The sequence below is a fragment of the Bradyrhizobium sp. UFLA06-06 genome (assembly GCF_054820065.1).
The window spans coordinates 195,201-221,200 of record NZ_JADFUD010000004.1; the positions used below are offsets into that span (position 1 = coordinate 195,201).

A 26,000-nucleotide genomic window follows, 5' to 3' on the forward strand; every position below is an offset into this window, starting at 1 on the left:
GCCCGTTCGCCTATTCGGACACGACATAGGTGTAGAAGCGGACGCGGCCGGAGTCGTCGATCTCCTTGTAGATGCCCTGGACTTCGACCTCGAAGCCCGGGAACGCATTGAAGCTCGCCTCGAACATCTTCAGATAATCGATCATCGGCTTGCTGCGTTCCGACAGCCGCTCGCCGGGCACGATGGTGGCGATGCCGGGCGGGTAGACCACGAACGGCGTCGCGGCGACGCGGCCGAAGATCTGGTCGATCGGCAGGTAGTCGACATCGTTGCGGATGAGATATTGTGCGGCCTGGCGCGGCGACATCGCGATCTCCGGCAGGTGCTCGGGCAGGAATTGCCTGGCCTGCAGCGTGCTGACGCCGCCGTCGCGGAAGAACCGGTGCATGTCGCCGCAGAGGTCGCGCAGCCGCACCCCGCTATAGCGTTGCGGGCGGCGGCGGAAGAATTCGGGGATGACGTCCTCGATCAGCGCGTTGTCGTCGTGCAGCTTCTTGAAGGCGACGAGCCCCGACACCAGCGTGCCGGCCTTGCTTGCCTCGACGCCGGGCGTCAGCAGGAACAGCAGGGAGTTGAGGTCGTTCTTCTCGGCGACGATCTGGTTCTCGCGGAGATATTGCGCCACCACCGGGGCGGGGATGCCGTGATCGGCGTAGGCGCCGGTCGCGTGATCGAAGCCCGGCGTCAGCAATGTGAGCTTGTTCGGGTCGGTCATGGCGAAGCCCGCGGTCAGCTCGGGGAAGCCGTGCCAGGTTTCGCCCGGACTGAGCTGCCAGTAGGACGGATTGGTCGCGAGCTGGTCGGTCGAGATGGTCTCCCAGGCGACATTGTGCACGCCGTTCTCGCGCGCGACGTCGGAAATCTTCACACGGTCCGGCACGAACGGCTCGAAGAACCAGCGCCGCTCGGCCCGCGTCTCCTTCTCCTCGAACTCGCGCTTCACGGCGCGGATCTTCTTGCGCAGCTCGATGCCGAGCCGGATCGTGTCGTCCCACAAGACTTCGCCGGAGCGGCCCTTCATCATCTGCGCGCCGACATCGAGCGAGGCGAAGATCGGATAGAACGGCGAGGTCGAGGCGTGCTGCATGAAGCTTTCGTTGAAGCGGCGGTGCTCGACCCGGCGCTTCTGGCCCTTGATGTGACGGTCGCGGATGTGGATCTGCGAGGCCTGCGAGAAGCTCGCGAGCTGCTTGTGGGTGGATTGGGTCGCAATGATGCCGGGGGCCTCGGGGCCGAGATCGGACAGTCCCATGGCGAAGCGGCCGGCATAGATCGGGTGGAATTTCATGAAGCCGGCCCAGGCCTCGTCGAACAGGATGTAGTCGCAGAGATGGCCGATCCGCTTGAGGATCATCTCGGCCGAGTGGATGGTGCCGTCATACGTGCACTGCTCGACCACGGCGACGCGGAACGGACGCTCCTTCTTCCAGGCGTTCTCGTGCTTGACCAGCGGGTGCTTGCGGATGTGGTCGCGCAGCGTGCCCTCGTCGAGCAGGTCCCAGCGCATCGGGCCGATCAGGCCCCAGGCGTTGCGCACCGTCGGCACGTAGACCGGGATGCCGCCGCCGATCAAAAGCGCGCCGTGATGCGCGGCCTTGTGGTTGTTGCGGTCGAACAGCACGAGGTCGCCGTCGGTGACCAGCGAGCCGAGCGCGACCTTGTTGGAAGTCGAGGTGCCGTTGAGAACGAAATAGGTCTTCTCGGCGCCGAAGATCCGGGCCGCCTCCTTTTGCGCCCGCAGCGCCGGCCCCTCATGGGTGAGGAGGTCGCCGAGGTCGAGCACGGAATTGTCGAGGTCGTCGCGGAACACCGCTTCGCCGAGATGTTCGACGAACACCCGGCCGATCGGACTCCGGCTGTAGAACACGCCGCCATTGTGGCCCGGACAGGTCCAGAGCTGGTTGCCTTCCTCGGCATAGTCGACCAGCGCGCCGAAGAACGGCGTCTTCAAATTCTCGGCATATTGCTTCAGCCTGGAGATCAGGTTCTTGGCGATGAAGGGCGGGGTTTCCTCGGACAGGAACACGTAGCCGTCGATGAAGTCGAGCACCTCGACCGGCAGGTCCTCGAACCGCTTGCGCCGGATCAACAGGATGATCGGGAAGTCGAGGCCGCGCCGGCGCATCAGGTTGATCAGTGCCGCGGTCTTGCCCTCAAGCCCCTTCTTGCCCCAATCGACCACCATGCAGCCGATCGCGGCATCGGTCTGCACCGCGATCTCGGCATCCTCCAGCTTGCGGGCGCGAACCACCTCGAAGCCGGAGCGCTCGATCTCGGCGATGATCTGGTTGAAGCGGATGCCCTCGAGGTCGTCGGCCTCGAACACCGGCGCAGCGAACAGGAAGTTGAAGCGTTTGAAATAGTCCATGCGTGTCCCCGAACTGGTCCGGCGCTGACGTGTCGGCACAATTCATGACAGGCAGATGACAATGGGGTGGATCGAGGATCGAATACCTTGTTGGGGACGCAATCCCTCACTGCACGGCGTCAGCCCTTGGATATTCCAGCTGCATGGCGACGAAATCCGCCGTGCCGCGGCCATAGCGTGTCTCGATCCCGGCGAGCGCCCGGTCGAGTGCCTGCGCGGGCGGCGCGGTGCCGACCGCGGGCAGCAGACCATCTGCGGACCAGGCCGACGCCACAACCTGCGGATAGACGCGCAGGCCGTTGCGGGTCGTCACGACGCCGCCGGTCGCGGCGAAGGTCACGGCGTGCGCGCGGTAGGTGCGCGACCAGCTGTCGGCGACCAGCGCGAGCGAGACCTCGTCGACGCCGGGAGCAACCGCGAGGCCGAGCTGTTCCCGGTTCCAGAACGCCAGCGTGTTCCGGATCGCGGTCAGCGCGAAAGGACGTGTGAACTTGAAGGCGTTGCTGTCATGCCGCGCGTCCCAGCCGGGCAGGCCGATCTCGCGCGCGACGGCCTCGGCCTTGGCGCGGCCGGCGATCGCCTCGATCAGGGTCAGCGACATCGGCATCGACGCCGAAATCCCGGTCGTCGTCGCGACGCCGTGGTCGACCACGATGCGGCGGTCGGCGACGTACCGGATCTCGGGATGCTTGTTGCGCCAGTTCTTCAGATAGAACCAGTGCGTGGTGGCGCGCCTGCCGTCGAGCAGGCCGGTCGAGGCGAGCACCTTGGCGCCGGCGCAGACGGCGACGATCACGGCGCCTTTCTCCGCCTGCTGCCGGATCCATTGCATGACTGTGGGATCGTCGTCGCGGCTCATCGCCGGCACGATGACGTAGTCGGCGCCGTCGGGATGTGCGGCATCGAATGCGGCGATGGTCGCATCGGGCTCGACCTTCAGCACCGGGAACAGCGCGACCGGACCGGGTCCCGTCGCCAGCGTGACGACATCGGCAACATCGGCGCGCTTGAGGATGCCGTAGGGCATCAGATAGTCGGTGGTCTCGGTCATGTCGTTGATGCCGAGGATCGCGATCAACGGTCGCGCCCGCTTCGGCGGCTTCAGCGCCGCGAGCGTTGCATCCTGCTCGGCCTTGGCGATCGGAGGCGGAACCCGGAACGCCGATGCGGCGGGCAGGGTGAAGAGCCAGATGCCGCCGATGATTGGAACCAGCGCGGCAACGGCGATGCCGCTCCACACGAGAAGCCGCCAGGTCATGATGATCGATCTCAACGTATCCGCGTGCGTCGCCCGGCACGCAAGCTACTCGCCGGTCACGTCGACCAAAACGGCGAAATTCCCGCAAAAACGGACACGCCAACAACGCGGCTCAAACGCGTAGCCCGGATGAGCGACAGCGACATCCGGGGCCGGTCGGTCCCCGCGTGCCGCTCCGCTCACGCGGGCTACGCGACGCGCTCAGTAGACGAGGTTCGTACCCGGCGGTTTTTCCAGTGCCGCCGCCAGCGTCCGATACTCCTCGCAGCCGGTGCCACAGATCTCGGCGATCCGCTGCAGATGATACTGCGCCTGGTCGCGGTTTCCCTGTTCGATCTGCCACAGGCCGTAGTAGTTCCACGTCAGCACGTGGTTCGGATCGGCCTTGAGCGCACGTTCGTACCAGACTTGCGATTGCTTGTAGTCGCCGAGCTTGCGATAGGAATAGCCGATCAGGTTCGCGACGTTCGGATGATCGTCGCGGCCGAGTGCGTGCAACTGATCGATCGCGGTGGCGTAGTCGTTGTGTTCGTAGATTGTCGCATAGGCCGCGCGATAGCCGTCGCGGAATGCCGGGTCTTCGAAGCCGGACTGCTTGACGGGTTTCTTGACCTTGTGCGTGGTCTTTCTGTCCTTCTGCTGGGGATAGGACGGCGCGGGAGTGCCGTAGCTCGACCCGTATGGGTCGCCACCACCGCCGCCGCCGCCACCTCCGCCAGCCGCGATGGCAGTCGTCTGCGGTGGGAACAGAATGATCGGCGCTGTCAGAAATGCCGCAAGCATCATCGGTGACTTGATCATGGACACCTCCCGATTTGATAAGGACAGCCATCGGCCTGAAGCAATAACTCCCGATCGCAGGAGACATTCCGCGCGTTCTGAGAAATTGTTTGCCGAAGCGGCAATCGCACTGTCTTTTCGGGACGTCGCGCTTTCACGTGCACGCTGGCTGAGTGTTTTGTTGGCGCCATCGGACATCGGAGTCGAAACTAACATCGGTGTTAGAAACGCACTCAATGCTCAATGTCCATCTGGACCCGCGGCAAGGAGAACGATCGATGATGAAAACGGACCTCGCCGAGATCTACCGGAACTACATTGCCTGTTTGAATCGCTAGGACTGGCCGCAACTCGGCCGGTTCGTTGACGAGGATGTGTGCCACAACGGCCGGCGGCTCGGATTATCCGGCTATCGCGAGATGCTGGTAGGGGACTTTCGCGACATCCCGGACCTTCGCTTCAACATCGAACTGCTGGTGTCGGATGCGTCCCATGTCGCGAGCCGGCTGGCGTTCGATTGTTCGCCGAAGGGACGATTTCTGGGTCTCGCTATCGACGGCAGACGCGTCTCCTTCGCCGAGAACGTGTTCTACGAATTCCGCGACGGGAGGATCGTGCAGGTCTGGTCGGTGATCGACAAGGCTGCGATCGAGGCCCAGCTGTAGCGGCGGGGCCTGGATGCGGGTGACGCCGCTATTTCTGCTCCGGATGCCAGGCGCCGTCCCAATCCGCCGCCGGCGGGTTCTGCTGAAAGGCTGCGACGCGCGCCTTCATGGCGATCGACGGGCCGTCGCCGGGCGCCGCCGCCAGCGCCGCGGTGAAGGCTTGCTCGGCGTCATCCCAGCGGCGGTCGCGATAGGCGGCGAGACCGTCCGCGTAACGCTGCCGCAATTCGGTCTGCGCCGGCGTCAGTTCGTCCTTCTTGCCGAGGATTTCGAACACCGCGACCGGCTGGGTCTGCCCCATCACGACGAGACGATCGATCTCGCGGAGCTCGATCGTCGCCGCGCAAGCGGCAGCAGTGGCTTCCGAGATCAGGCTGCGGCTGCCGTAAAACTTGTTGGCGCCCTCCAGCCGCGAGGCGAGGTTCACGGTGTCGCCGAGCACGGTGTAGCTCATCATGAACTCGGAGCCGATGCTGCCGACGAGGGCCTCGCCGGTGGCGATCCCGATCCGGATGTCGCAATCCGCCGGGATCACGCGCACGCCGAGCAGTTCGGGCAGATCCTTGCGCAGCTGGTTGACCTGGCCGATCATGTCGATGGCGGCAAGCGCGGCCAGATGGGTCTGCTCGGCTTCCTCGACGAAGGGCGCGCCCCAATAGGCCATGATGGCGTCGCCGATATATTTGTCGATGATGCCGCGATGCGCATGGACCGGCGCCGACATCGTCGACAGATAGAGGTTCATGATCTTGACGAGGCCGCTCGGCGTCACGCCCTCGCTCAGGCTGGTGAAGCCCTTCATGTCGCAGAACATCACCGTCATGACGCGGCGCTGTCCTTCGGTCGCGGCGATCGCCGGCTGTTCGAGCAGGCCCTCGGCGATCCGCGGATTGATGTAGCGGCCGAACGTCTCGCGGATGCGCTGGTTGTGGCGGAGCGTCTCGATCATGCGGTTGAAGGCGGCCGACAGCTGGCCGATCTCGTCCTGGGTCGTGATGGTGATGGCGCCGTCGAGGCGGCCGGCCTCGACCTCGCGGGTGCTTTCGAGCAGGCGCATCACCGGACGCGTGATGCCGCTGCCGACCAGCATCGCGAACACGAAGCCGAGGATCGCGGCAATGGCGGTCACGACGCCGGAGATGATGATCGCCCGCTGCTGGGCACTCATCACCTTCGCAGCGGCCGAAGCAACCTGCGCCAGCATGTCGGAACGGATGGCCTCGATCCTGGTGTTGAAGTCGTCGCGCAGGGCATCGGCGCGGAGCGTGGTCGCTTTCGCCGCCGCAAATTCCTTGGCGTCGATCTGCTCGAGCAGCGTCTTGTTCTCTGCGTTCAGACGCATCAGGAGGTCGTTGACGGCATTGTCGATGCGGTCGTCGAGGCGTCCGAGCGCGGCGTTGTCGGATGGCGTCGAGGGATCGGCGATGATCGCATCGATTAGCGTGCGCGCCGCGTCGGCCTCGTGCTTGATCAGGGGCTCGATCTCGTTGAAGGCCTTGCGCGCGCTTTCGTAGCCGGAATCTTCGCCCGGCGCCTGCATCTTCGCCATCATCATCCGGCGCATGGCGAGCGACCGCTCCAGCGCGCGGATGTTGACGCGGGCGAGGTGGCCATAGGCGGGGATGTAGCGGTTGGTGAGCTCGTCGAGGAGATGGCCGACCTGGCCCGCCATCACCATCGACAGCAGGGAGGTGATCACCGCGAGGATGATGAGTCCCGCGGCAATACCGACGATCTTCTGCCTGATCGAATTTCGAAACATGCCCAGCCTGGCCGCAGCTGCAATGAGCGGGTCCACCCCGCCGTGGCGGCCAGACAGCTAATAGAGTTCCGCGGGGCGCGGTGCAAGCGACCGACGCTTGCCATCCCGTCCCAAGGCGGGCGCCGGCGGCTAGCGCAGGCCTTCGTAGACCATCAGGCCGCGCGCGATGGCGAGCTTGCGCAGGGTCCGCGGCACGAACCGCTCCTGGGGATGCAGGTAACGCCACGAGGTCAGCACCAGGTCGTGCAGCCGGCTGACGTCGTCCTCGAACGGGGCGAGCAGGCCGGTGAGGCTCGCCGGCATATGGACGCGGGCGGTGAAGGGGAGCAGCAGCAATTCGAGATGCGCCTTGGCGCCGGCCTCGGTCGTGGCGGTGATGCCGGCGATGGCCGGCAGGGTCTCTTCGACGACGCAGGTGATGATGTCTTCGATCTCGCCGCGGCTCTCGTCGGTGAACAGGGCGGAAAAGCTCCGGTTCTTGAGATCGCAGCCGAGCAGGGCGGAGGTGCGGGTGCCGGCGACGCGGAACGGAAAGCGGGTCTCGCCGTCATAGGATAGCACGAAGATGTCGGACAGGAGGTCGCGGACCGCGGACGGCTCGAACTCACTCCTGTCAGGTGCACGTGCGTTGCCGCGCTTCGCATTCCAATACGCGAAGAACGCGCGGCTCGAGCTGTGTTTCATCTAAACCTTGCCCGGCGCCTGTCTCAGCGGGACACATCTGTCCCGGTTTTGCTCAGGCGCCTTCCCTTCTCTGTTGTGCAGGGAAGGCTGTGCAGCGTCCATGCCGTGGCCGCGCTTTGGGCGGCTTATCGGCAGCTTTGTGTTGTTAACGTAAATTTAACCATGTCCTTGGCGCCCGTGGAACCTGTGGGTAGGGTCCGTGCGTTCCCGTTCGTGCCGGCTGCCCCAAGCGCCGGCGCCGTTGGTACACAGGTGGCGTCAAACAGTTTGGTCACCGTGCGGGGAGGGGTGGGGATGTTCTCCCGATCCCTCCGGGGCACGAGAAGACCAGCCGATCAGGGAGGGCGTTCTCAGCGCCCTCCCTTTTCTTTTGTCCCGTCTTTTGTCCCGATTTCGCGCTGCGCGACACCCGGTGTCCGATTTCGGGATTGTGCACTTGCACAGGGGTGCGAAAGCCGCCTATCTCTGATCCACCGCCGCATTGAGGTCGCCGACCCCTTGGACTCCCATCCCGAATCCCCGCTCGCGCCGCCGCCGGAGGCGCCGCGCGAGCCGATCCTGACACTGCCGCCGGCGCTCACCGCCTACATCCTCCTGATCGCGGCGATCCATCTGCGGGTGCTGTTGCCGCCGGAGCTGGAGAACTGGACCATCGACGTCTTCGGCTTCATCCCGAAGCGCTACGATTCGACGCTGCTCGACATCACCTTTCCGGGCGGCGAAGGCGCCAAGGTCTGGACCTTCGTCACCTATTCGCTGCTGCACGCCAACCTCACCCATATCGGCTTCAACGTGCTGTGGCTGCTGCCGTTCGGCAGCGCGCTGGCGCGGCGCTTCGGCGCGCTGCGTTTCTTTGTCTTCATGGCGGTGACGGCGGCCGCCGGCGCGCTCGCGCATCTGTTGACCCATGAGCACGCGATTGCGCCGATGATCGGAGCATCGGCTTCGGTGTCGGGGACGATGGCGGCGGCGATCCGCTTTGCCTTCGTGAAGGGCAGCTTCCTGTCGTTCAGCCGTGGCGATGCCGAGGCGGCGGCCAAGGTGCCTGCGCTGTCGCTGTGGCGGGCGCTGCGCAACGGACGGGTGCTTGCCTTCCTGGCGATCTGGTTCGGCGTCAACATCCTGTTCGGCGCCACCTCGCTCTCGCTCGGCGGCGAGGGCGCGAGCGTCGCCTGGCAGGCGCATATCGGCGGCTTCCTCGCCGGGCTGCTGCTGTTCTCGTTGTTCGATCCGGTGCCGCGCACGCGGGACGATGCTGCAGATGCGTCGTCGGTGGATCAGTCGGGGCGCGTCTGATCGCCGCTTGCGGCCTGGATCGAATTCCTCCATCATCTTTGCGAAGCAGAAACAAAGCGGGCCGACAAATCGAGCCCTGCTACTCACCGCGCCCCGGAACCGAAATCGGCGCGGAACTGTTGATTGAAGACTCTGGCGAACAGGCTCGACCCCGCCCAAGGCGGGGCACGAGCGGATTCAGGGAGGCCGACAATGACGGTACGTTCCATTCTCGATGCAAAAGGCCATCAGGTCATGAGCGTCGCGCCCGGCGCGAAGCTCTCGGCCGCGGTCAAGCTGCTCGGCGAGCGCAAGATCGGCGCGGTGCTTGTGATGGAGCAGAGCCGCATGGAGGGCATCCTGTCGGAGCGCGACATCGTGCGCGTGCTCTCTGAGCGCGGCGCGGGCGCGCTGGACGAACCGGTCAGCGCTGTCATGACCAAGAAAGTCGTGAGCTGCCGCGAGTCCGATACGGTCAGCGGCATCATGGAGATGATGACCACGGGAAAATTCCGCCATCTTCCTGTCGTCGAGGACGGCAAGGTGGTCGGGCTGATCTCGATCGGCGACATCGTCAAGCGGCGCGTGGAGGAATATGAGCGCGAGCAGGAGGCGCTTCGCGACTACATCAAGACCGCCTGAGTGCTACTTCCCGGTGCTGCCCGCGCCGCTCGACGGCGGCACCAGGATGTCGATCGCTTCCTCGATTGCGCTGATGGAGCGTTCGGCGGCCCGGATCCCGTGCGCGATCAGGTCGTCGGCGCGGTGGAAGTCGAACCAGCCGATCTGACCGACCCGCGGCGAGATCAGCATGTCCGGCGGATCGCCGGCAAGGCGTGCGCGGGTGATGCGGTCCTGCATGATGTTGAAGGCGTCGACCATGACGCTCGAGATGCCGGGCCGGCTGGCGCTGCCGAAAAACTCCCGCTTCACGGTACGTTCGGCGGAGAAGAAGCGGCCAAACCGGCGCTTCGGCGGCTCCGGCTCGAGCTCGGCGTCGGCGGTCACCGCAACCGTCACCTCAGGCGCGGCCGACGGGCCGTGATTGTAGATCGTGGTCGAGTGCGCGAATACGTCGCTGGAGAGGTTCGCCGCAATGACGATCTCGGCGCCGAGCGCGCGCGCGGCCGAGACCGGCACCGGATTGACCAGCGCGCCGTCGACCAGCCAGCGGTCGCCGATCAGGACCGGCGCGAAGATGCCGGGCAGGGCGTAGGAGGCGCGCATGGCGTCGACCACGCGGCCCTGGGTCAGCCAGATCTCGTGCCCGGTGCGCACTTCGGTGGCGACGCTGGCGAACTTGACCGTGAGGTCCTCGATCATGACCTGGCCCAGCGCGGCCTCGATCTCGGCGGCCAATTTGGCGCCGCGGATCAGGCCGGAGCCGTTGAGGCGGATGTCGAGGTAGCCGAGCACGCTGCGCGGCTGCAGGCCGCGCGCCCACTGCTCCAGCGTCTCGATATGGCCGGCCGCATAGGCGCCGCCGACGACGGAGCCGATCGAGGTGCCGACCACCACATTGGGGACGATGCCGTGAGCCAGCAGGGTCTTGATGATGCCGATATGGGCAAAGCCGCGCGCGGCGCCGCCGCCGAGCGCAAGCCCGATGACCGGCCGGCGAACCGTACCCAGTCCTACCTTGTCGGGGCCGTCGGAGCTCTTGTGGCCTCGGCCCATCCAGCTGTCCAACACGACAAATCTCCTGCCAGCACGAGACTAGGCCGCGCAGCATGGCTGCGCCAGCGTCGTCCGTCTTCATGGTTATTCCCACAGGCATGATTCATGCCCGGGTGGTCCGCGGTAGGCAGGGAATGTGACTGGACCGCGACGATGGGGCTAACATCGGCTTGATCGCGCGGTTCCAAATGGCGGACGCTGCCCGCCCGGACTGTGACAAAGCCTTGGACGCCGCCTGGATCCCCTTGGACGAAGGCTTGAATTTGCCGCGTTTTCGTTGAAAAGCATGGTGATGACTTCGAGGGGTAACGGCATCGGCGGATGCGGGCGGGGCATGCGGCTCCTACCGCGGTTGACGCTTGCGGCATTTTTGCTGGCCCTGATCCCCGGTTCCGTATCAGCGCAGTTCTTCAGCGACCGGCCGCCGCCGATTCCGCCCGCCTCGGTCCCGGAAGTGCCGTCCGGTCCGGCGCTCAACCTGGCGCCGCCATCGGGCGGCGGTTCAGGGCCCGTTCTGCCCGGCCCGCTGAACCAGCCGACCATCGTCCAGCCCTCGATTGCGACCGTGCCGCCCGTCGTAGCGGCGCCGCCGGCCGGGTCGCCGGCCGCGGGGCAGGCGGTGCTGTCGCTGACGGCGCGGTACGGCAAGGACCTGCCGGTCATCAATGCCGGGCTGGTGTGGCGGGTGTTCGCCGACAAGCCTGACGACAACGGCACCTACAAGCTGGTCCGCGAAGAGCGCGGGGCGACGCCCAACGTGGTGCTGCCGCCCGGCAACTATGTCGTCCATGTCGCGCTCGGCCTCGTCAGCGCGGTGCGCGCCGTCAGCCTGAAGTCGGAGACCGACCGCGAGTCCTTCGTGCTGCCGGCCGGGGGCCTGCGGATCGAGGGCCGGGTCGGCAGCAGCAAGATCCCCGCCAACCAGATCTCGTTTGCGATCTACAAGGGCAGCCAGTTCGACGGTTCGGACCGTGGACCAATGGTGCCGAACGTAGCCGCCGGCGACGTCGCACTGCTGCCCGAGGGCACCTACTACATCGTCTCCAACTATGGCGACGCCAACTCGGTGGTGCGCTCCGACATTCGCGTCGGGGCGGGCAAGCTGACCGACGTCACTGTCACCCATCGCGCCGCCGTCATCACCCTCAAGCTGGTCAGCGAGCGGGGCGGCGAGGCGCTTGCCAACACCGCCTGGTCGGTGATCACGCCGGGCGGCGACGTGATCAAGGAATCGATCGGGGCGTTCCCGCGCGTCGTGCTCTCCGAAGGCGAGTATCGCGCGATCGCCAAGAACGAAGGCAAGGTGTTCGAGCGTCCCTTCAACGTCGTCAACGGCGTCGATGGCGAAGTCGAGGTCGTGGCGCGCTGACGTCCGAGCGGGCCTGCATTTCATGCAGCTGTCATAGTCTCTAATGTGAACTAACCATCGCGCGAATTTGAGCCGTCATAATCGCTCGCGGCGATACCGGGCCTGCCTATTTTTACATGGCGTTAAGTCGCGGCATGACTTGGATGCCGTGGGGATTAGTGTTTGCGTGGGGCGTGCCATGGTCATGGCCAACAAGAAATCAGCAAAGACATCGGCCAAATTCAATTCCGAGATGTTCGCCGACGTACCGGTTCTGCAGCGCAAGTGGCAGGCCGCGGTCCGTCCCGGCGAAAAACTGCCGCACTATGAAGACGTGATGCTCGGCAGTCTCGGCCGGCTCGCCGATCATATCGTGCTGCTGCGGAGCGTCGATGGCATGCTCAGCGTCTCGCACGCCGGCCGCTATGTCCAGACATGGCTGAACGACGAGCGCTGGGACATTCCGCTGAGCGCGCTGCCGCCGGACTGCGCCACCGCCTTGACCGAAGCGGCCGCAAACGCGCGCGAGAACTGCCGGCCCTATCTGGCGTCAGCGCATTGCGTCCGCGACGGGTTGGTGCGGACCTTCGACGTGCTGGCGCTGCCGACGCGGTCGCGCTGGGGCGGTATCCTGGTCGGCGTCTACGTCAACGAGCGCAATGCGCAGTACAATCTGCTCGATACGATTTTCTCGGCCGCCGACGAGGGCGTGCTGTCGCTCGCAGCGATCCGCGATGCGCGCGGCGAGCCGGCCGACTTCCAGATCGTGCATCTCAACCAGGGCGCCGCAAGGCTGCTGATGCAGCCTGCGACCGAATTGCTGTGGCGCCGGCTCAGCGCCGGCGGCAATCCGCTTGCGGCGCCGGCGGTGATGAACCGTCTGCGTGGATTCGTCGGCGGCGGCCCGGGCGGGCAGTTCGAGATCGACAGCGGCGATCGCTGCCTGCGGCTCGGCGTCACGGCGTTCGGCGACATGCTGTCGCTGACCGTCTCCGACGTTACCGCGCTGAAGCAGCGCGAGCTGTCGTTCCGCCTGCTGTTCGAGAACAACCCGATGCCGATGTGGGTGTTCGACGCCGGCACGATGGAATTCCTCAGCGTCAACGACGCCGCCGTTCAGCACTATGGATACAGCCGGGAAAAGTTTCTCGGCATGACGCTGCGCCAGATCTGGCCGGTGGACGAGTGGAGCGTGCACAGCGCCGCCTTGCGCGAGATCGGCGACGTCTATCAATCGAGCCGCGACTGGCGGCACATCAGGGCCGACGGCAGCGAGATCCATGTGCTGACCTTCGGGCGCAAGGTGGCGTTCGAGGGCCGCGACGGCTATCTGGTCGCGGTGGTCGACATCACCGAGCGCCGCGCCGCCGAAGCGCGGATCGCGCATATGGCGCACCATGACGGGCTCACCAATTTGCCGAACCGCGATTTCTACCAGGAGCGCCTGCGCGAGGCGCTGGAGCGCGGCCGGAGCGGCAACAAGCGCGTCGCGGTGATGTGCATCGACCTCGACCTGTTCAAGAACGTCAACGACTCCTTCGGGCATCCGATGGGCGACCGGCTGCTGAAGCTGGTGGCGGAGCGGCTGCGCGAGGTGGTCCGCGACGACAACGTGGCGGCCCGCCTCGGCGGCGACGAGTTCGCGATCGTGCTTGCGGCCGACGTTTCGCCGAACGAGGCGAGCGCTTTCGCCGAACGGCTGATCGATGCGCTGAGCGCGCCCTACAACATCGACGGGCTCGAGGTCGTGGTCGGCGCCAGCGTCGGCATCGCGCTGTCACCGGGCGACGGCACGACGTCGGAAGAGCTGATGCGCAATGCCGACATGGCGCTGTACCGCGCCAAGTCCGAGGGCGGCGGCGTGCATCACTTCTTCGAACCGGAGATGGATCAGCAGGCGCAGAAGCGCCGCGACATGGAGCGCGATCTGCGCGCGGCGTTCAGCAACGGCGAGTTCGAGCTGTACTACCAGCCGCTGGTCGATATCGCGGCCGACCGCATCTCTGGTTTCGAGTCGCTGCTGCGCTGGCGGCACCCGCAGAAGGGCATGGTCTCGCCTGCGGAGTTCATCCCGGTTGCCGAAGACATCGGCCTGATCGTCGCGCTCGGCGAATGGGTGCTGCGCGAAGCCTGCTCCGAGGCGATCAAGTGGCCCGCCGACGTGAAGGTGGCCGTCAATCTGTCGCCGGTGCAGTTCCGCAGCCGCAATCTGGTCCAGGCCGTGATCTCGGCGCTGGCGCATTCCGGCCTGCCGGCGCGGCGGCTCGAGCTCGAGATCACCGAGTCGGTGTTTCTGGCGGAGACCGAGGCCAACCTCGCGATCCTGCATCAGCTGCGCGAACTGGGCGTCAGCATCTCGATGGACGATTTCGGCACCGGCTATTCCTCGCTGAGCTATCTGCGCAGCTTCCCGTTCGACAAGATCAAGATCGACCGCTCCTTTGTGAAGGATCTGGCGCGGCGCTCCGATTGCCTCGCGATCGTGCGCGCGATCTCGGGGCTCGGCCGCAGCCTCAGGATCACCACGACGGCGGAAGGGGTCGAGACCACGGACCAGCTCGACTGGCTGCGCGCCGAGGGTTGCAACGAGGTGCAGGGATTTCTGTTCAGCGCGGCGCGGCCGGCCGGCGAGATCGCGGCGCTGCTGAGCGGTTTTGCGGAGCGTGCGTCGAAGGCTGCGTAGTCGTCATGCCCGACAATGGCGAGGGCTTTTGTAGCCCCGGGTGAGCGAAGCGACACCCGGGACGAGTGTCCCGCATATCGCTCCGCTCATGCGGGCTACAAAGCTATAACCCTAGAACCGCGTCACGATATCGGACAGCGCCGGGCGCGGGCGGTCCTCGCTCGGCTTGGTCGGGGTGCCGATGTGAATGAACCCGACAAGCTTCTCGTCCGGCTTGAGGCCGAGGCCGTCGAGCACGTCGCGGTCGAAGACGAACCAGCCGGTCAGCCAGCAGGCGCCGTAGCCGAGCGCGGTCGCCGCGGTGACGATGTTCATCGCGCTGGCGCCCGCCGACAATTCCTGCTCCCACGGCGGCACCTTCGGGTGCGGCTTGGTGAAGGAGACCACGCCGATGACCAGCGGCGCGTCGGTCAGGCGCTTCTTCTCGACCTCGATGTCGGAGGCCGGCGCCCCGGGATTCTTGCGGGCGAAGACCTTTGCGATCACGTCGCCGGCCCGCGCGCGGGCATCGCCCTCGAACACGATGAAGCGCCAGGGCGCCAGCTTGCCGTGGTCGGGCACGCGCGCGCCGATCGTCAAAATGGTCTCGAGCTCGGCCGCGGACGGGCCCGGGCCGGTCATCTCGCGCGGTTTCATCGAGCGGCGCGTCTTCAGGAGTTCAATGGCATCGGGCACGGAAATGTCCTTCAAGGGGAGTCGTGCCCTCAAGATGGGGGCACGACCAGGCCAACGAAAGCCAGTTTAGACCGATTGTGAAGATCAGGCGACGGTTCGCGCCCGCTTCACGTCGGGCGGCGTCGCCTCATCCACCAGCGCGGCGATCGCCTCATCGGTCGGCATCACGGTCTGCCGCTCGCTGCCGAGGCGGCGGACCGAGACCGAGTGGGTCTCGGCTTCCTTCTTGCCGACGACGAGCAGGGCCGGGATCTTGGCCAGCGAGTGCTCGCGGACCTTGTAGTTGATCTTCTCGTTGCGCAGGTCGATCTCGACCCGGAGCCCGGCGCGGCGCGCGGCGGCCGCCACCACCTTGGCGTACTCGTCGCCTTCGGAGGTGATGGTCGTGACCACGAGCTGGGTCGGCGCCAGCCAGAGCGGGAAGTTGCCGGCATAGTGCTCGATCAGGATGCCGATGAAGCGCTCCATCGAACCGCAGATCGCGCGGTGCACCATGACGGGTGCCTTCTTCGAGCCGTCATGATCGATGTAGAATGCGCCGAACCGCTCCGGCAGGTTGAAGTCGACCTGGGTCGTGCCGCACTGCCAGTCGCGGCCGATGGCGTCGCGCAGCACATACTCGAACTTCGGTCCGTAGAACGCGCCTTCGCCCGGATTGATCTCGGTCCGGATCCGGTTGCTGCCCTTGGCCTTGATCTCCGACAGCACCGTCGCCATCACGCGCTCGGCATGATCCCACATCTCGTCGGTGCCGACCCGCTTCTCCGGCCGCGTCGAGAGCTTGACCGTGAGCTCGCCGTCGAAGCCGAAATCGGCGTAGGTCGACAGGATCAGGTCGTTGATCTTGAGGCACTCGTCGGCGAGCTGCTGCTCGGTGCAGAACACATGGGCGTCGTCCTGGGTGAAGCCGCGCACCCGCATCAGGCCGTGCATCGCGCCCGACGGCTCGTAGCGATGCACGACGCCGAACTCGGCGAGCCGCAGCGGCAGGTCGCGGTAGCTCTTCAGCCCGTGCTTGAAGATCTGAACATGGCCCGGGCAGTTCATCGGCTTCAGCGCGAACCAGCGTTTGTCCTCGGCCTCGTCGCCGGCGGACTGTGCCGCGAACATGTTCTCGCGGTACCAGTCCCAATGGCCCGAGGTCTCCCACAGCGCCTTGTCGAGGATCTGCGGGGCGTTGACCTCGTTGTAGTCGCCGAGCAGCCGGCGCCGCATATAGGCGATCAGCTGCTGGAAGATGGTCCAGCCCTTAGGGTGCCAGAACACCACGCCCGGGCCTTCCTCCTGGAAGTGGAACAGGTCGAGCTCGCGGCCGAGCTTGCGGTGGTCGCGCTTCTCGGCTTCCTCGATCTGCTTGAGATAGGCGTCGAGGTCTTCCTGCTTGGCGAATGCCGTGCCGTAGATGCGGGTCAGCATCGGATTGTTGGAATCGCCGCGCCAATACGCGCCCGCCACCTTCATCAGCTTGAAGGCGTTGCCGATCTTGCCGGTCGAGGTCATGTGCGGGCCGCGGCAGAGATCGAACCAGTCGCCTTGGAAGTAGATCTTGATCGGCTCGTTGCCGGGAATGGTGTCGACCAGTTCGACCTTGAAGGCCTCGCCCTTGTCGCGGAATACCTGCTTGGTCTTCTCGCGATCCCAGACTTCCTTGGTGAACGGCTTGTCGCGCGCGACGATCTCGCGCATCCGCTTCTCGATCGCGGCAAAATCTTCCGGGGTGAACGGCTCGTTGCGGAAGAAGTCGTAGTAGAAGCCGTTCTCGATCACCGGGCCGATCGTGACCTGGGTGCCCGGCCACAGCGACTGCACGGCTTCCGCCAGCACATGCGCGGCATCGTGCCGGATCAGTTCCAGCGCGCGCGGGTCTTCGCGGCCGATCAGCTCGATCTTGGCGTCGGCCTCGATCGGATCATTGAGGTCGGCAAGCGTGCCGTCGAGCGCCATCGCGACGGTGCGCTTGGCGAGCGAGGGCGAAATGCCTTTGGCGATGTCGAGACCGGTGGTCCCTCTCGGGAAATCGCGCCTCGCTCCGTCAGGGAAGGTGAGGACGATCTTGTTCACGGGTTCTGCGGGTTTGAGGTTAGAGAGGCTGTACTGGAATCCGGATTCGGATTTGGGCGGCGTATCGGCCATGGTGTCTCCTGTAGCTCACTCCTGCGAACGAGCGCAGGTAAGCGGAAAGCAGCGGTATAGCAGGGGATTTGACGCCTGCAATCCGGCAATATCAAGAAAATGGGCCTCCGGCCGCACCGAATCGAGGGAGGCTTGCCTGCACCTGACGCGTTGCGACGCCGCCGATCATCGTCTAACGTCCGGCGTCCATTTTTCCGCTATCGCGCGATCCGCAAGGTTCATGTTTTCCCGTCTCCTGTTTTTCGTGGCGTTGCTTCTGATCCCGGGCGTGTTGCGGGCGGAAGAAACACCGGTCCAGAAGGCCGGATTTGCGAAAAAGCTGACCATCTATCTCGCCCATGGGCCAGCGAATGCCTGCGGCGCCGGCTGCGATCGCTGGATTGCGATCGAGGGCGAGATCGATCGGGAAGCCGCGCAGCGGATTCGCACCTTCCTCTTTCCGATCAAGGATCGGCAGCTTCCGATCTACCTGCATTCGCCGGGCGGCAATGTCGAGCAGTCCTATGGGATCGCGCGGTTCCTGCGCGCGCGCAAGGCAATCGCCCGGGTCGGCCGCACCATCGTGCCGGCCTGTTCCTCAGGCACGCAGATCGACGCCGCCTGCCTGAAGATCAAGGCTGCCAAAGGCGAGGTCGAGGCCGAGCTCACCACGCGCAACGCGATGTGCGTCTCGGCCTGCGCCTATCTGTTCCTGGGCGCGACCAGCCGCGAAGTGGCGCCCGACTCGGTGCTCGCGGTGCATAATTCCAAGCTGATGTTCGTCGTCCACGGGCATCCGCCCGCGCAAGTCGTCGCCGACTTCAGGCGGCGCGAGATGGTGAACGCCGACCGCGACCGCAATGTATTCCTCGCGGCGATGGGCATCAGCCACGAGCTCAGCGACCTCATCAAGTCAGTGAAGTTCGAGGACCTGCACGTGCTGACGCGGCCGGAGCTCTATCGATTTGGGATCGATACGCGGCCGCTGCCGGAAACCCTGTGGGCGGTGGAGAAGGAGACACGGCCCTATGTTCGCAAGATCGTGCAGCAGAAAAGGGCCGACGGCAGCGCGTTCCGCATGATGGAGTGGCGGCTGTTCTGCGAGAGCAAGGATCGCGGGCGGCTGATGTTCGTCCGCGAGTTCGAGGAGGGGGCAGCCGGCAAGAGCACGGTGGCGATGATGGCCGGCGCGTCCAGGACCGTCGCATTCGGCCGGTCGGCGCGGTTCGGCAAATACGAGGTTTGGAGCGAGGCGGTGACCTCGGACACCGTCAAGGCGATGCTCGCGGCCCCGCATCTGCAGATCGGCGAAAGCGCGCCGGCAACCGACGGCAAGTCTGATACCAAGCCTGACGGCAAGTCCGGCTTGGCGACATTCGATATCGATACCACCGGGCTGGAGCAGGGGTGGACGCAGCTTCTGGCGTCATGCCCGGCAGCGACCGCCGGTCCGAAGCCTGCGAGCCCGTTGCCGGCCGCCGTGTCGCCGAGTGTCAGCGCCGTGCCGGCGGCATCGCCGTCGCCATGAGAAGAGGCGCGTTCGACCAGGTGTCATGCATTTAGATGCAGTTGCATTGATTTTGGAGTCTGCTAACAACGCGGCGTGAAACGCTTCGCTCCCACCGCATTGATGCTCGGCAATATCGTCACTGGCTGCTCGGTGTTGGCCCCGGCCGGCATGCTGGCGGAGCTGTCCAACGGACTCGGCGTCACGATCCACACCGCGGGTCTCCTGATCACCTTCGGCGCGATCGTGCTGTGCGTGGGCTCGCCGGTGACGGCGTGGCTGACCAGCCGGATCGAGCGGCGGGCGCTGCTGACGGCGACGCTGCTGGTGCTGACGCTGACCAATGCGGCCTCCGCCTTCGCGCCGAACTACGATAGCCTGCTGATCATTCGGCTGGTGATGCTCGCGGTCGGCGTGCTCTACACGCCGCAGGCGGCGGGCACCGCGGCACTGATCGTGCCGGTGGAGAAGCGCGGCAGCACGATTGCCTACATCTTCCTCGGCTGGTCGCTCGCCGCCGCGATCGGGCTGCCGCTGATCACCTTCATCGCAAGCCGCTACGGCTTTCGCGTGACCTATGGCGCGATCGCGCTGACAGGGCTTGTGAGCTCCCTGCTGCTGTGGTGGCGGTTACCAGGCGGGCTGCACGGCGCGCCGGTTGACCTCAGAACCTGGGTCGATCTCGGCCGCAATCCGATGGTCATTCTGCTGCTGTCGATCACGACGCTGCAGATGTCCGGCCAGTTCGTGGTGTTCACCTTCATGGGGCCGCTGCTCGCCAAACTGACCGGCGCCAATGCGGACGCCGTCGGGATCGTGTTCGCGCTCTACGGCATCTTCGGGTTCGTCGGCATCGTGATCGCAACGCGCGTGGTGGACTCGTGGGGCGCCTGGAAAACCTCGGTCCTGTTCACCGTGCTGCTGCTCGCGGGCGTAGCCGGCTGGGCGCTGAGCGCCGGCGCCTACGTCCTGATGGCCGCCTCCGTCGCGGTGTGGGGCCTCGGCTTTGCATCGACCAATTCGATGCAGCAGGTGCGCCTGGTCGGTGCGGCGCCGGCGCTCGCTTCGGCGTCGGTCTCGCTCAATACCTCGGTGCTGTATATAGGCCAGGCCATCGGCTCCGCGATCGGTGGCCTGCTGTTCGCCCGCGAATGGCTGCACAGCGCGGGCTACGTGGCCACGGCCTTCGTCGCGGCGGCCCTCGCGGTCGTGGTCATCACGCGGCCGCGACGGACAGCCGCCACCGCCGCAGCCGAGTGAACGGTTGGCTTTCACGCTTGTGTTCGCGAGAGCATCCCAAGCAACGATCCGCGTGCGGAACATCAGGGAGCTCGGCTGCGCGTCACCACCTCACGCTTTGGCTGGGCACGATGAACGCCGTCGTGCTCGGCTTGTTCGGATTGTGGGTGAAGTAACCGTAGGCGGCGACGATCACGACGAGCAAGGCAAGCACCGCCAGCAAGTCGATCTGCCGGGGATCATGACCGTTGTGGCTGATTTTCCAGCGCATTGTTGTTTCCTCCCCAAGGGGGCAACGAAACAATGCGCCAACTATCGCCACAGTTCCGCCGGGCAGCAATGCGCGCCGCGGTTGGACCTGCCGCAGCAACCGATCAATTCTCGTTGACGCCGCGTCAACCGTCGTTGACGCCGCGCCAGCGGCCATAGCGCCAGGGCAAGTACCAGCGTGCCCCGGGCGGCTTCGTCAGCGGGACATTATCGATCCCGGATGTTCCCCAGGGCTGGCAGCGCAGCAGCCGTGCCAGCGTCATCCAGCCGCCGCCCCACAAGCCGAAGCGTTCGATCGCCTCGTCGCCATAGACCGAGCAGGTCGGCAGATGCCGGCAGTTATAGCCGACCAGCGGCGACAGCGTGTGCCTGTAGATCCAGATCAGGGCGCGGCCGAGGTTGCGCGGCAAGCGGCGCATGGTGCTGGCACATTCCATGCATTGTGGATGGTGTGTCGTTGAATGGTCTGTCGGCGGCATACGCAAGTATGTACGTAGTCTTGCGGGGGTTCCAAGCCAAGGAACTGTTTTGTTGCAGATATTTACGCCACAGTTCGTTATTATTGCACAGCACCGATGGCGCTGCAGCAAGGGCTCTATGGACGGTCCGGGTCAGCAACGCTACCGTTCCCATAACGCGCCGCTGACAGAATCGTGGCGCATTGCCATGGGGCCATTGCCACCGCTCGCATCACCAAGGGCTTGGGGGAAGGAACCAAATTGAGGCTCGTCAAGTCGCTCTCGTTGCGCAGTTGGGTGCTTACCGGCGCCGTTGCTCTTTGCTTCGCAGCTTCCGGCACCGCCGCCATGGCGGGCGGTTCCGCGCAGGCCAATTCGACCCTCGAAGAGCGCAAGCTGCCGATGAAGTTCAGCTGGATCGCCTGCCAGCCGAATTGCCGCGGCTGGGTGTCCGCGGTCGGCATCATCACGGCCGATAGTCCGAGGGAATTCGACGAGTTCGCGCGCGGCCGCCAGCTTAACGGCGCCACCATCGTGCTCGATTCCAGCGGCGGCTCGGTCAACGACGCGATCGCGCTCGGCCGCCGCTTCCGCGGTCTCGGCGTGCTGACCACGGTCGGCACCAGCGTCGTCAATCAGGTCGCGCAGGGCGGCCGCGCGAGCGTTCTGCCGGATGCCTATTGCGAGTCGATGTGCGTGTTCCTGCTGCTGTCGGGCAAGACGCGCTACGTTCCGCCGGCCGCCCATGTCCGCGTGCATCAGATCTGGATGGGCGATCGCGCCGACGACGCCAAGGCCGCGAGCTACACCGCGCAGGACCTGATGATCGTCGAGCGCGATATCGGCCGTCTTGCCAAGTACACCTTCGACATGGGCGGCGCCGGTGACCTGCTGGCGCTCTCGCTCAGCGTGCCGCCGTGGGAAGACCTGCACGAATTGTCGGCGGCCGAATTGCGGCTGACCAATCTCATCACTACGGATGCGGTTGCCGACGTGCTGCCGCGGCAGGACAACAGCAAGGACAACGCAATTCCCGTCGCCGAGGCGAAACCGAAGAACAACGATCGCTTCGTCAGCAACACGATGGAGGGTGAGGCGCCACAGGCGGCGAGGGCAACCAAGACCGCCGAGGCCGTGGTGCCGACCGGCGGCAGCGCAGCCCCGGCGCCGGCGCCGGTCCAGCCCGCGCAGTAAGCACGGACATTGTCGCGTCGTTCCGGGACGCGTAAGCGGACCACAAATGCGCAATTGCGCATCGGGGAACCTCGAGATTCCGGGTTCGATGCTCCGCATCGCCCCGGAATGACCTAACATGGAATCTTACGCCGGCTGCTTCGCCTTGGCCTCGATCTGGCCGATCGCATCGACCACGGCATCGAAGGTCAGCAGGGTCGAGGCATGGCGGGCCTTGTAGTCGCGCACCGGCTCGAGCAGCGCGATATCGGCCCATTTGCCGCCCTGCGGGGGCTGCCCGTTTTCCTTCAGCATCTTGCGGACCGTCTCGCGCAATTCGCGCAGCTCGTCCGCGGTCGAGCCCACCACCTGGCTCGCCATGATCGAGGAGGAGGCCTGGCCGAGCGCACAGGCCTTCACGTCATGGGCGAAGTCCGTCACCACGGGACCGTCCATCTTGAGGTCGACCTTGACGGTCGAACCGCACAATTTGGAGTGGGCGGTGGCGCTGGCGTCCGGGTCGGCCAGCCGTCCGAGGCGCGGAATATTGCCGGCCAACTCGATGATCCGCTTGTTGTAAATGTCGTTCAGCATGGGGACAGATGCCTTGTTCCGGCCGTGCCGGGCGCTCTTGGCGGCTGGGTTGCACCGTCCTATATATGGACGGCAACGCCGGAAACATAGCCCGGCCATGCAGCCACCGCGGCCCGCCTCCGCCGCGGCGGTGCTACAATAATGGGACTCAGGCGCCCGGCGGTCGAACCATCCGCCCCGTCTGCCCGGTGACACATCCGGACCAAGGTCAAATCCGAGGGCCGGTCGAACGGAGAAGACATGGACGCCTTGATCAAGTCGATTCGCCCCAGCAAGCCGGCCGACGCCAAGCCCGGCGAGCTCGACCCCTCAGAATTCATGACGGCGGCCGTTCGTGCCGATCAGCCGCGCCCGTCGCGGGCAGAGGCGGAGGACGCCGTCAAGACGCTGCTCGCCTATATCGGCGAGAACACCGGCCGCGAGGGTCTGCTCGACACGCCGCGCCGGGTCGTCGAGGCCTATGACGAGCTCTATCAGGGCTACCACCAGTGCCCGGCCGAGGTGCTGAACCGCACCTTCGGCGAGACCGCCGGCTACGACGATTTCGTCCTTGTCCGCGACATCGAGTTCACCTCGCAGTGCGAGCATCACATGATGCCGTTCTACGGCAAGGCGCATATCGCCTATACGCCGGTGGAGCGCGTCGTCGGCCTCTCTAAGCTGGCGCGGCTGACCGACATCTTCGCCCGCCGTCTGCAGACCCAGGAGCATCTCACCGCGCAGGTCGCGGCTGCGATCGACGAGGTGCTGAAGCCGCGCGGCGTTGCAGTGCTGATCGAGGCGGAGCATACCTGCATGTCGGTGCGCGGCGTCGCCAAGCATGGTGCATCGACCTTCACCAGCCGCTTCACCGGCATGTTCCGCGACAATCCGGCGGAGCAGCAGCGTTTCCTGTCCCTGGTGCGAGGACCGAACCGGTAACCTCGCATTTCCTGAGCGAGGTCTTCCGTGTCCGCAGCGACCCACGATCACGACCGCGAGGAGGGGCTGGCCTTCCAGCCCAAATTCGACGCGGCAGGTCTTGTGACCTGCGTCGCGACCGATGCCGCGACCGGCGATGTGCTGATGGTCGCGCACATGAACGATGAAGCCCTGCGCAAGACGATCGCGACCGGCGAAGGCTGGTACTTCAGCCGCTCGCGCAATGCGCTGTGGCGCAAGGGCGAGAGCTCGGGCCAGACCCAGCGCGTGGTCGAGATCCGGATGGATTGCGATCAGGACGCGGTGTGGATCAAGGTCGAGCAGATCGGCGCTGCCTGCCACACCGGACGGCGTTCCTGCTTCTATCGCGCGGTGAAGGACGAGGGCGGTGACATTCGTTTGTCATTCGTCGATGCCGATCGGATGTTCGATCCGGCGCAGGTCTATCGCAAATAGTGCGTTGATCTAAATCAAATGCGATGCGTCGAAGTGATGCACTTCGTTGCCTCCTGTTCGGCCGTGTGCAAGTAATTGCACATCGTCGTCGCGCTGGGGGTGAGTTGTGGCGCATCGTCTGATACCGCTTGTTGGGTTTCTTGCCTGGGTTGTGTTGCCGATCGGTGCAGCGCAATCGCAAACAACCGAGCGCGCACCCGACACGATGGCCGCGCGCGTCCTTGCCTGTGCACCTTGTCACGGCGCCGAAGGCGAGGGCACCAGCGACGCCTATTTCCCGCGGCTGGCCGGCAAGCCGGCGGGCTATCTCTACAACCAGCTCATCGCATTCAGGGATGGACGGCGGAAATATCCGCCGATGAACTACCTGCTGGAATTTCAGACCGACGATTACCTGAAGAAGATCGCCGAATATTTCGCCTCGCTCAGGCCGGCATTTCCGCCGCCGGTCCCGCCGGTCGACAGCAAGGAGATCCTGGCGCGTGGCGAGCAGATCGTGAAGAACGGCGATGCGCAGCACGGCATTCCACCCTGTTCGGCCTGCCATGGTCCGACGTTGGGCGGCATGGAGCCCGGCATTCCCGGCCTGCTTGGCCTGCGCGCCGCCTATATCAGCGGCCAGCTCGGCGGCTGGCGCTACGGCACACGGACCGCGTTCGCTCCCGATTGCATGCAGATCGTCGCGAGCCTGCTGACGGAGGACGACGTGAAGGCGGTGGCCGCCTACCTGTCATCGCGTCCGTCGCCGGCGGATCCATCCTTCGCGCCGCGAGGCAGCCTTCCGATGCCGCTCGAATGCGGCAGCGAACCGCATTGAAGGGATCGTGCCGATGTCGCGAACCTTAACAGGACTGCTTGTCGGAGTGATGCTGGCACTGTCGCCCATGGCGGCATCGGCGCAGCAGAAGGCGGCCGATCCGGCCGTCCTCGCCAAGGGCGAGTATCTCGCACGCGCCGGCGATTGCATCGCCTGCCACACCGCGCGCGAAGGCAAGACCTTCGCCGGCGGCCTCCCGATGAAGACGCCATTCGGCACGCTCTACACGTCGAACATCACGCCCGACCCGCAGACCGGGATCGGCACGTGGACGTCGGATCAGTTCTACCAGATGATGCACAATGGCCGCTTCCCCGATGGCGGCCTGGTCTATCCGGCGATGCCGTTCGCCTCCTATACCAAGGTGACGCGCGAGGACAGCGACGCGATCTACGCCTATTTGCGCACGGTGCCGCCGGTGAGGCAGCTCAACAAGGCGCATGACCTGACATTCCCGTTCAACAACCGCTCGCTGATCCTCGGTTGGCGCACGCTGTTCTTCAGGGAAGGCGAGTTCAAGCCGGATCCAACGAAGTCGGCAGAGTGGAATAGAGGTAACTATCTGGTCGAGGGACTGGGTCATTGCGGGATGTGTCACACCCCGATCAATGCGCTCGGCGGCAGCAAGCAGTCGCAGGCCTTCGAGGGCGGCCTGATCCCGATGCAGAACTGGTACGCGCCGTCGCTGACCTCCAACAAGGAGACGGGGCTCGGCGACTGGACGATCGAGGAGATCGTCGACTATCTGCGCAAGGGCGTGTCCGCCAAGGGCGCCGTGTACGGGCCGATGGCCGAGGTCGTCTACAACAGCCTGCAATATCTCAATGATGATGATGCGCGCGCGATGGCGGTCTACCTGAAGGGCCTTGCGCAGGGCGGTCCTCCGGAAAAGGCGTCGACGTCGCTGCCGTCGGCCGAGAGCAGTCTGCTGCTGTCCTTTGGCAAGTCGATCTATGACCGCGACTGCGCAAGCTGTCATGGCGCGACCGGGCAGGGCATGCCGCCGGATTATCCGCCGCTGGCCGGCAATCAGTCGATCCAGATGGTCTCCGCAGTGAACCCGATCCGGATGGTGCTCAATGGCGGGTATCCGCCGGGCACGTCGGGCAATCCGATGCCCCACGGCATGCCGCCGTTCGCGCAGAAGCTGTCGGATGACGAGGTCGCGGCTGTCGTGACCTACATTCGAACGGCCTGGGGCAATCGCGGCGAGCCGGTGTCGGCGCGGCAGGCCAACGAACTGCGGGCAGCAACGCTGAACTAAAGCATGATCCGGAA

22 protein-coding genes and 1 pseudogene are annotated in these 26,000 nt (G+C 65.4%); 12 read left to right on the plus strand and 11 right to left on the minus strand.

Annotation, left to right across the window (positions count from 1 at the left end; all coding sequences use genetic code 11):
- Positions 1–10: 10 nt before the first annotated feature.
- From IF803_RS05310 to IF803_RS05320, 3 genes are all read right to left on the minus strand, one after another.
- A complete protein-coding gene (locus tag IF803_RS05310; RefSeq protein ID WP_461191502.1) occupies positions 11–2,368 on the minus strand; it encodes an Orn/Lys/Arg family decarboxylase in 2,358 nt (785 codons plus the stop codon).
- Positions 2,369–2,474: 106 nt separating this feature from the next.
- Positions 2,475–3,626: a DJ-1/PfpI family protein gene (locus tag IF803_RS05315; RefSeq protein WP_461191503.1), complete on the minus strand. Its 1,152-nt coding sequence runs from the start codon at positions 3,624–3,626 to the stop codon at positions 2,475–2,477.
- A 201-nt stretch (positions 3,627–3,827) separates the two neighbouring features.
- Positions 3,828–4,427 (minus strand): tetratricopeptide repeat protein, encoded by a 600-nt coding sequence (locus tag IF803_RS05320; RefSeq protein WP_461191504.1) that lies wholly within the window; start codon positions 4,425–4,427, stop codon positions 3,828–3,830.
- A 257-nt stretch (positions 4,428–4,684) separates the two neighbouring features.
- Between IF803_RS05320 and IF803_RS05325 the strand changes: the two are divergent.
- Positions 4,685–5,071, plus strand: a pseudogene (locus IF803_RS05325) (ester cyclase).
- 28 nt (positions 5,072–5,099) lie between these two features.
- On the opposite strand, the gene IF803_RS05330 reads toward IF803_RS05325, so the two are convergent.
- Positions 5,100–6,833 (minus strand): adenylate/guanylate cyclase domain-containing protein, encoded by a 1,734-nt coding sequence (locus tag IF803_RS05330; RefSeq protein ID WP_461191505.1) that lies wholly within the window; start codon positions 6,831–6,833, stop codon positions 5,100–5,102.
- A 129-nt stretch (positions 6,834–6,962) separates the two neighbouring features.
- A complete protein-coding gene (locus IF803_RS05335; protein WP_461191506.1) occupies positions 6,963–7,517 on the minus strand; it encodes a PAS domain-containing protein in 555 nt (184 codons plus the stop codon).
- Positions 7,518–8,015: 498 nt separating this feature from the next.
- Here IF803_RS05335 and IF803_RS05340 point away from each other — a divergent pair, with 498 nt between their 5' ends.
- Both IF803_RS05340 and IF803_RS05345 read left to right on the plus strand, forming a co-directional pair.
- Positions 8,016–8,813: a rhomboid family intramembrane serine protease gene (locus tag IF803_RS05340; protein ID WP_168856741.1), complete on the plus strand. Its 798-nt coding sequence runs from the start codon at positions 8,016–8,018 to the stop codon at positions 8,811–8,813.
- Between the two features lie 192 nt (positions 8,814–9,005).
- Positions 9,006–9,434 (plus strand): CBS domain-containing protein, encoded by a 429-nt coding sequence (locus tag IF803_RS05345; RefSeq protein WP_028336151.1) that lies wholly within the window; start codon positions 9,006–9,008, stop codon positions 9,432–9,434.
- A 3-nt stretch (positions 9,435–9,437) separates the two neighbouring features.
- On the opposite strand, the gene IF803_RS05350 is transcribed toward IF803_RS05345, so the two are convergent.
- Entirely contained in the window at positions 9,438–10,484 is a 1,047-nt protein-coding gene (locus IF803_RS05350) for a patatin-like phospholipase family protein (RefSeq protein WP_028342694.1), read from the minus strand.
- Positions 10,485–10,761: 277 nt separating this feature from the next.
- Here IF803_RS05350 and IF803_RS05355 point away from each other — a divergent pair, with 277 nt between their 5' ends.
- The gene (locus IF803_RS05355; RefSeq protein WP_304495954.1) at positions 10,762–11,838 is read left to right on the plus strand and encodes a hypothetical protein; all 1,077 of its coding nucleotides are present in this window, start codon (positions 10,762–10,764) and stop codon (positions 11,836–11,838) included.
- Between the two features lie 178 nt (positions 11,839–12,016).
- Positions 12,017–14,500, plus strand: a complete 2,484-nt coding sequence (locus tag IF803_RS05360) for a putative bifunctional diguanylate cyclase/phosphodiesterase (protein WP_461191507.1) — start codon at positions 12,017–12,019, stop codon at positions 14,498–14,500.
- A gap of 111 nt (positions 14,501–14,611) precedes the next feature.
- Here the strand turns inward: IF803_RS05360 and IF803_RS05365 are convergent, their stop codons facing one another.
- A complete protein-coding gene (locus IF803_RS05365; protein WP_461191508.1) occupies positions 14,612–15,175 on the minus strand; it encodes a nitroreductase family protein in 564 nt (187 codons plus the stop codon).
- Positions 15,176–15,259: 84 nt separating this feature from the next.
- A complete protein-coding gene (thrS, locus tag IF803_RS05370) occupies positions 15,260–17,308 on the minus strand; it encodes a threonine--tRNA ligase (RefSeq protein WP_461191509.1) in 2,049 nt (682 codons plus the stop codon).
- Between the two features lie 220 nt (positions 17,309–17,528).
- Between thrS and IF803_RS05375 the strand changes: the two genes are divergently transcribed.
- Both IF803_RS05375 and IF803_RS05380 read left to right on the plus strand, forming a co-directional pair.
- Positions 17,529–18,815, plus strand: a complete 1,287-nt coding sequence (locus IF803_RS05375; protein WP_461191510.1) for a COG3904 family protein — start codon at positions 17,529–17,531, stop codon at positions 18,813–18,815.
- A gap of 102 nt (positions 18,816–18,917) precedes the next feature.
- On the plus strand, positions 18,918–20,054 hold the full coding sequence (locus tag IF803_RS05380) for an MFS transporter (protein WP_461191539.1): 1,137 nt from the start codon (positions 18,918–18,920) through the stop codon (positions 20,052–20,054).
- Between the two features lie 82 nt (positions 20,055–20,136).
- Here IF803_RS05380 and IF803_RS05385 read toward each other — a convergent pair whose 3' ends face one another.
- Together IF803_RS05385 and yidD are read right to left on the minus strand one after the other, a co-directional pair.
- The gene (locus tag IF803_RS05385; protein WP_016843922.1) at positions 20,137–20,304 is read right to left on the minus strand and encodes a hypothetical protein; all 168 of its coding nucleotides are present in this window, start codon (positions 20,302–20,304) and stop codon (positions 20,137–20,139) included.
- A 124-nt stretch (positions 20,305–20,428) separates the two neighbouring features.
- Positions 20,429–20,740, minus strand: a complete 312-nt coding sequence (yidD, locus tag IF803_RS05390) for a membrane protein insertion efficiency factor YidD (RefSeq protein WP_028342687.1) — start codon at positions 20,738–20,740, stop codon at positions 20,429–20,431.
- A gap of 282 nt (positions 20,741–21,022) precedes the next feature.
- On the opposite strand from yidD, the gene IF803_RS05395 reads away from it, so the two are divergent.
- Entirely contained in the window at positions 21,023–21,955 is a 933-nt protein-coding gene (locus IF803_RS05395; RefSeq protein ID WP_461191511.1) for a COG3904 family protein, read from the plus strand.
- A gap of 126 nt (positions 21,956–22,081) precedes the next feature.
- Here the strand turns inward: IF803_RS05395 and IF803_RS05400 are convergent, their stop codons facing one another.
- Positions 22,082–22,528: an iron-sulfur cluster assembly scaffold protein gene (locus IF803_RS05400; protein WP_028342685.1), complete on the minus strand. Its 447-nt coding sequence runs from the start codon at positions 22,526–22,528 to the stop codon at positions 22,082–22,084.
- A gap of 240 nt (positions 22,529–22,768) precedes the next feature.
- Here IF803_RS05400 and folE point away from each other — a divergent pair, with 240 nt between their 5' ends.
- From folE to IF803_RS05420, 4 genes are all read left to right on the plus strand, one after another.
- A complete protein-coding gene (folE, locus tag IF803_RS05405) occupies positions 22,769–23,449 on the plus strand; it encodes a GTP cyclohydrolase I FolE (protein WP_028336162.1) in 681 nt (226 codons plus the stop codon).
- 27 nt (positions 23,450–23,476) lie between these two features.
- On the plus strand, positions 23,477–23,905 hold the full coding sequence (gene hisI / locus IF803_RS05410) for a phosphoribosyl-AMP cyclohydrolase (RefSeq protein ID WP_028342684.1): 429 nt from the start codon (positions 23,477–23,479) through the stop codon (positions 23,903–23,905).
- A gap of 205 nt (positions 23,906–24,110) precedes the next feature.
- Positions 24,111–24,722: a c-type cytochrome gene (locus IF803_RS05415; RefSeq protein ID WP_461191512.1), complete on the plus strand. Its 612-nt coding sequence runs from the start codon at positions 24,111–24,113 to the stop codon at positions 24,720–24,722.
- Between the two features lie 49 nt (positions 24,723–24,771).
- Complete coding sequence (locus IF803_RS05420; protein ID WP_461191540.1) at positions 24,772–25,986, plus strand: c-type cytochrome; 1,215 nt, start codon at positions 24,772–24,774, stop codon at positions 25,984–25,986.
- Positions 25,987–26,000: the final 14 nt, after the last annotated feature.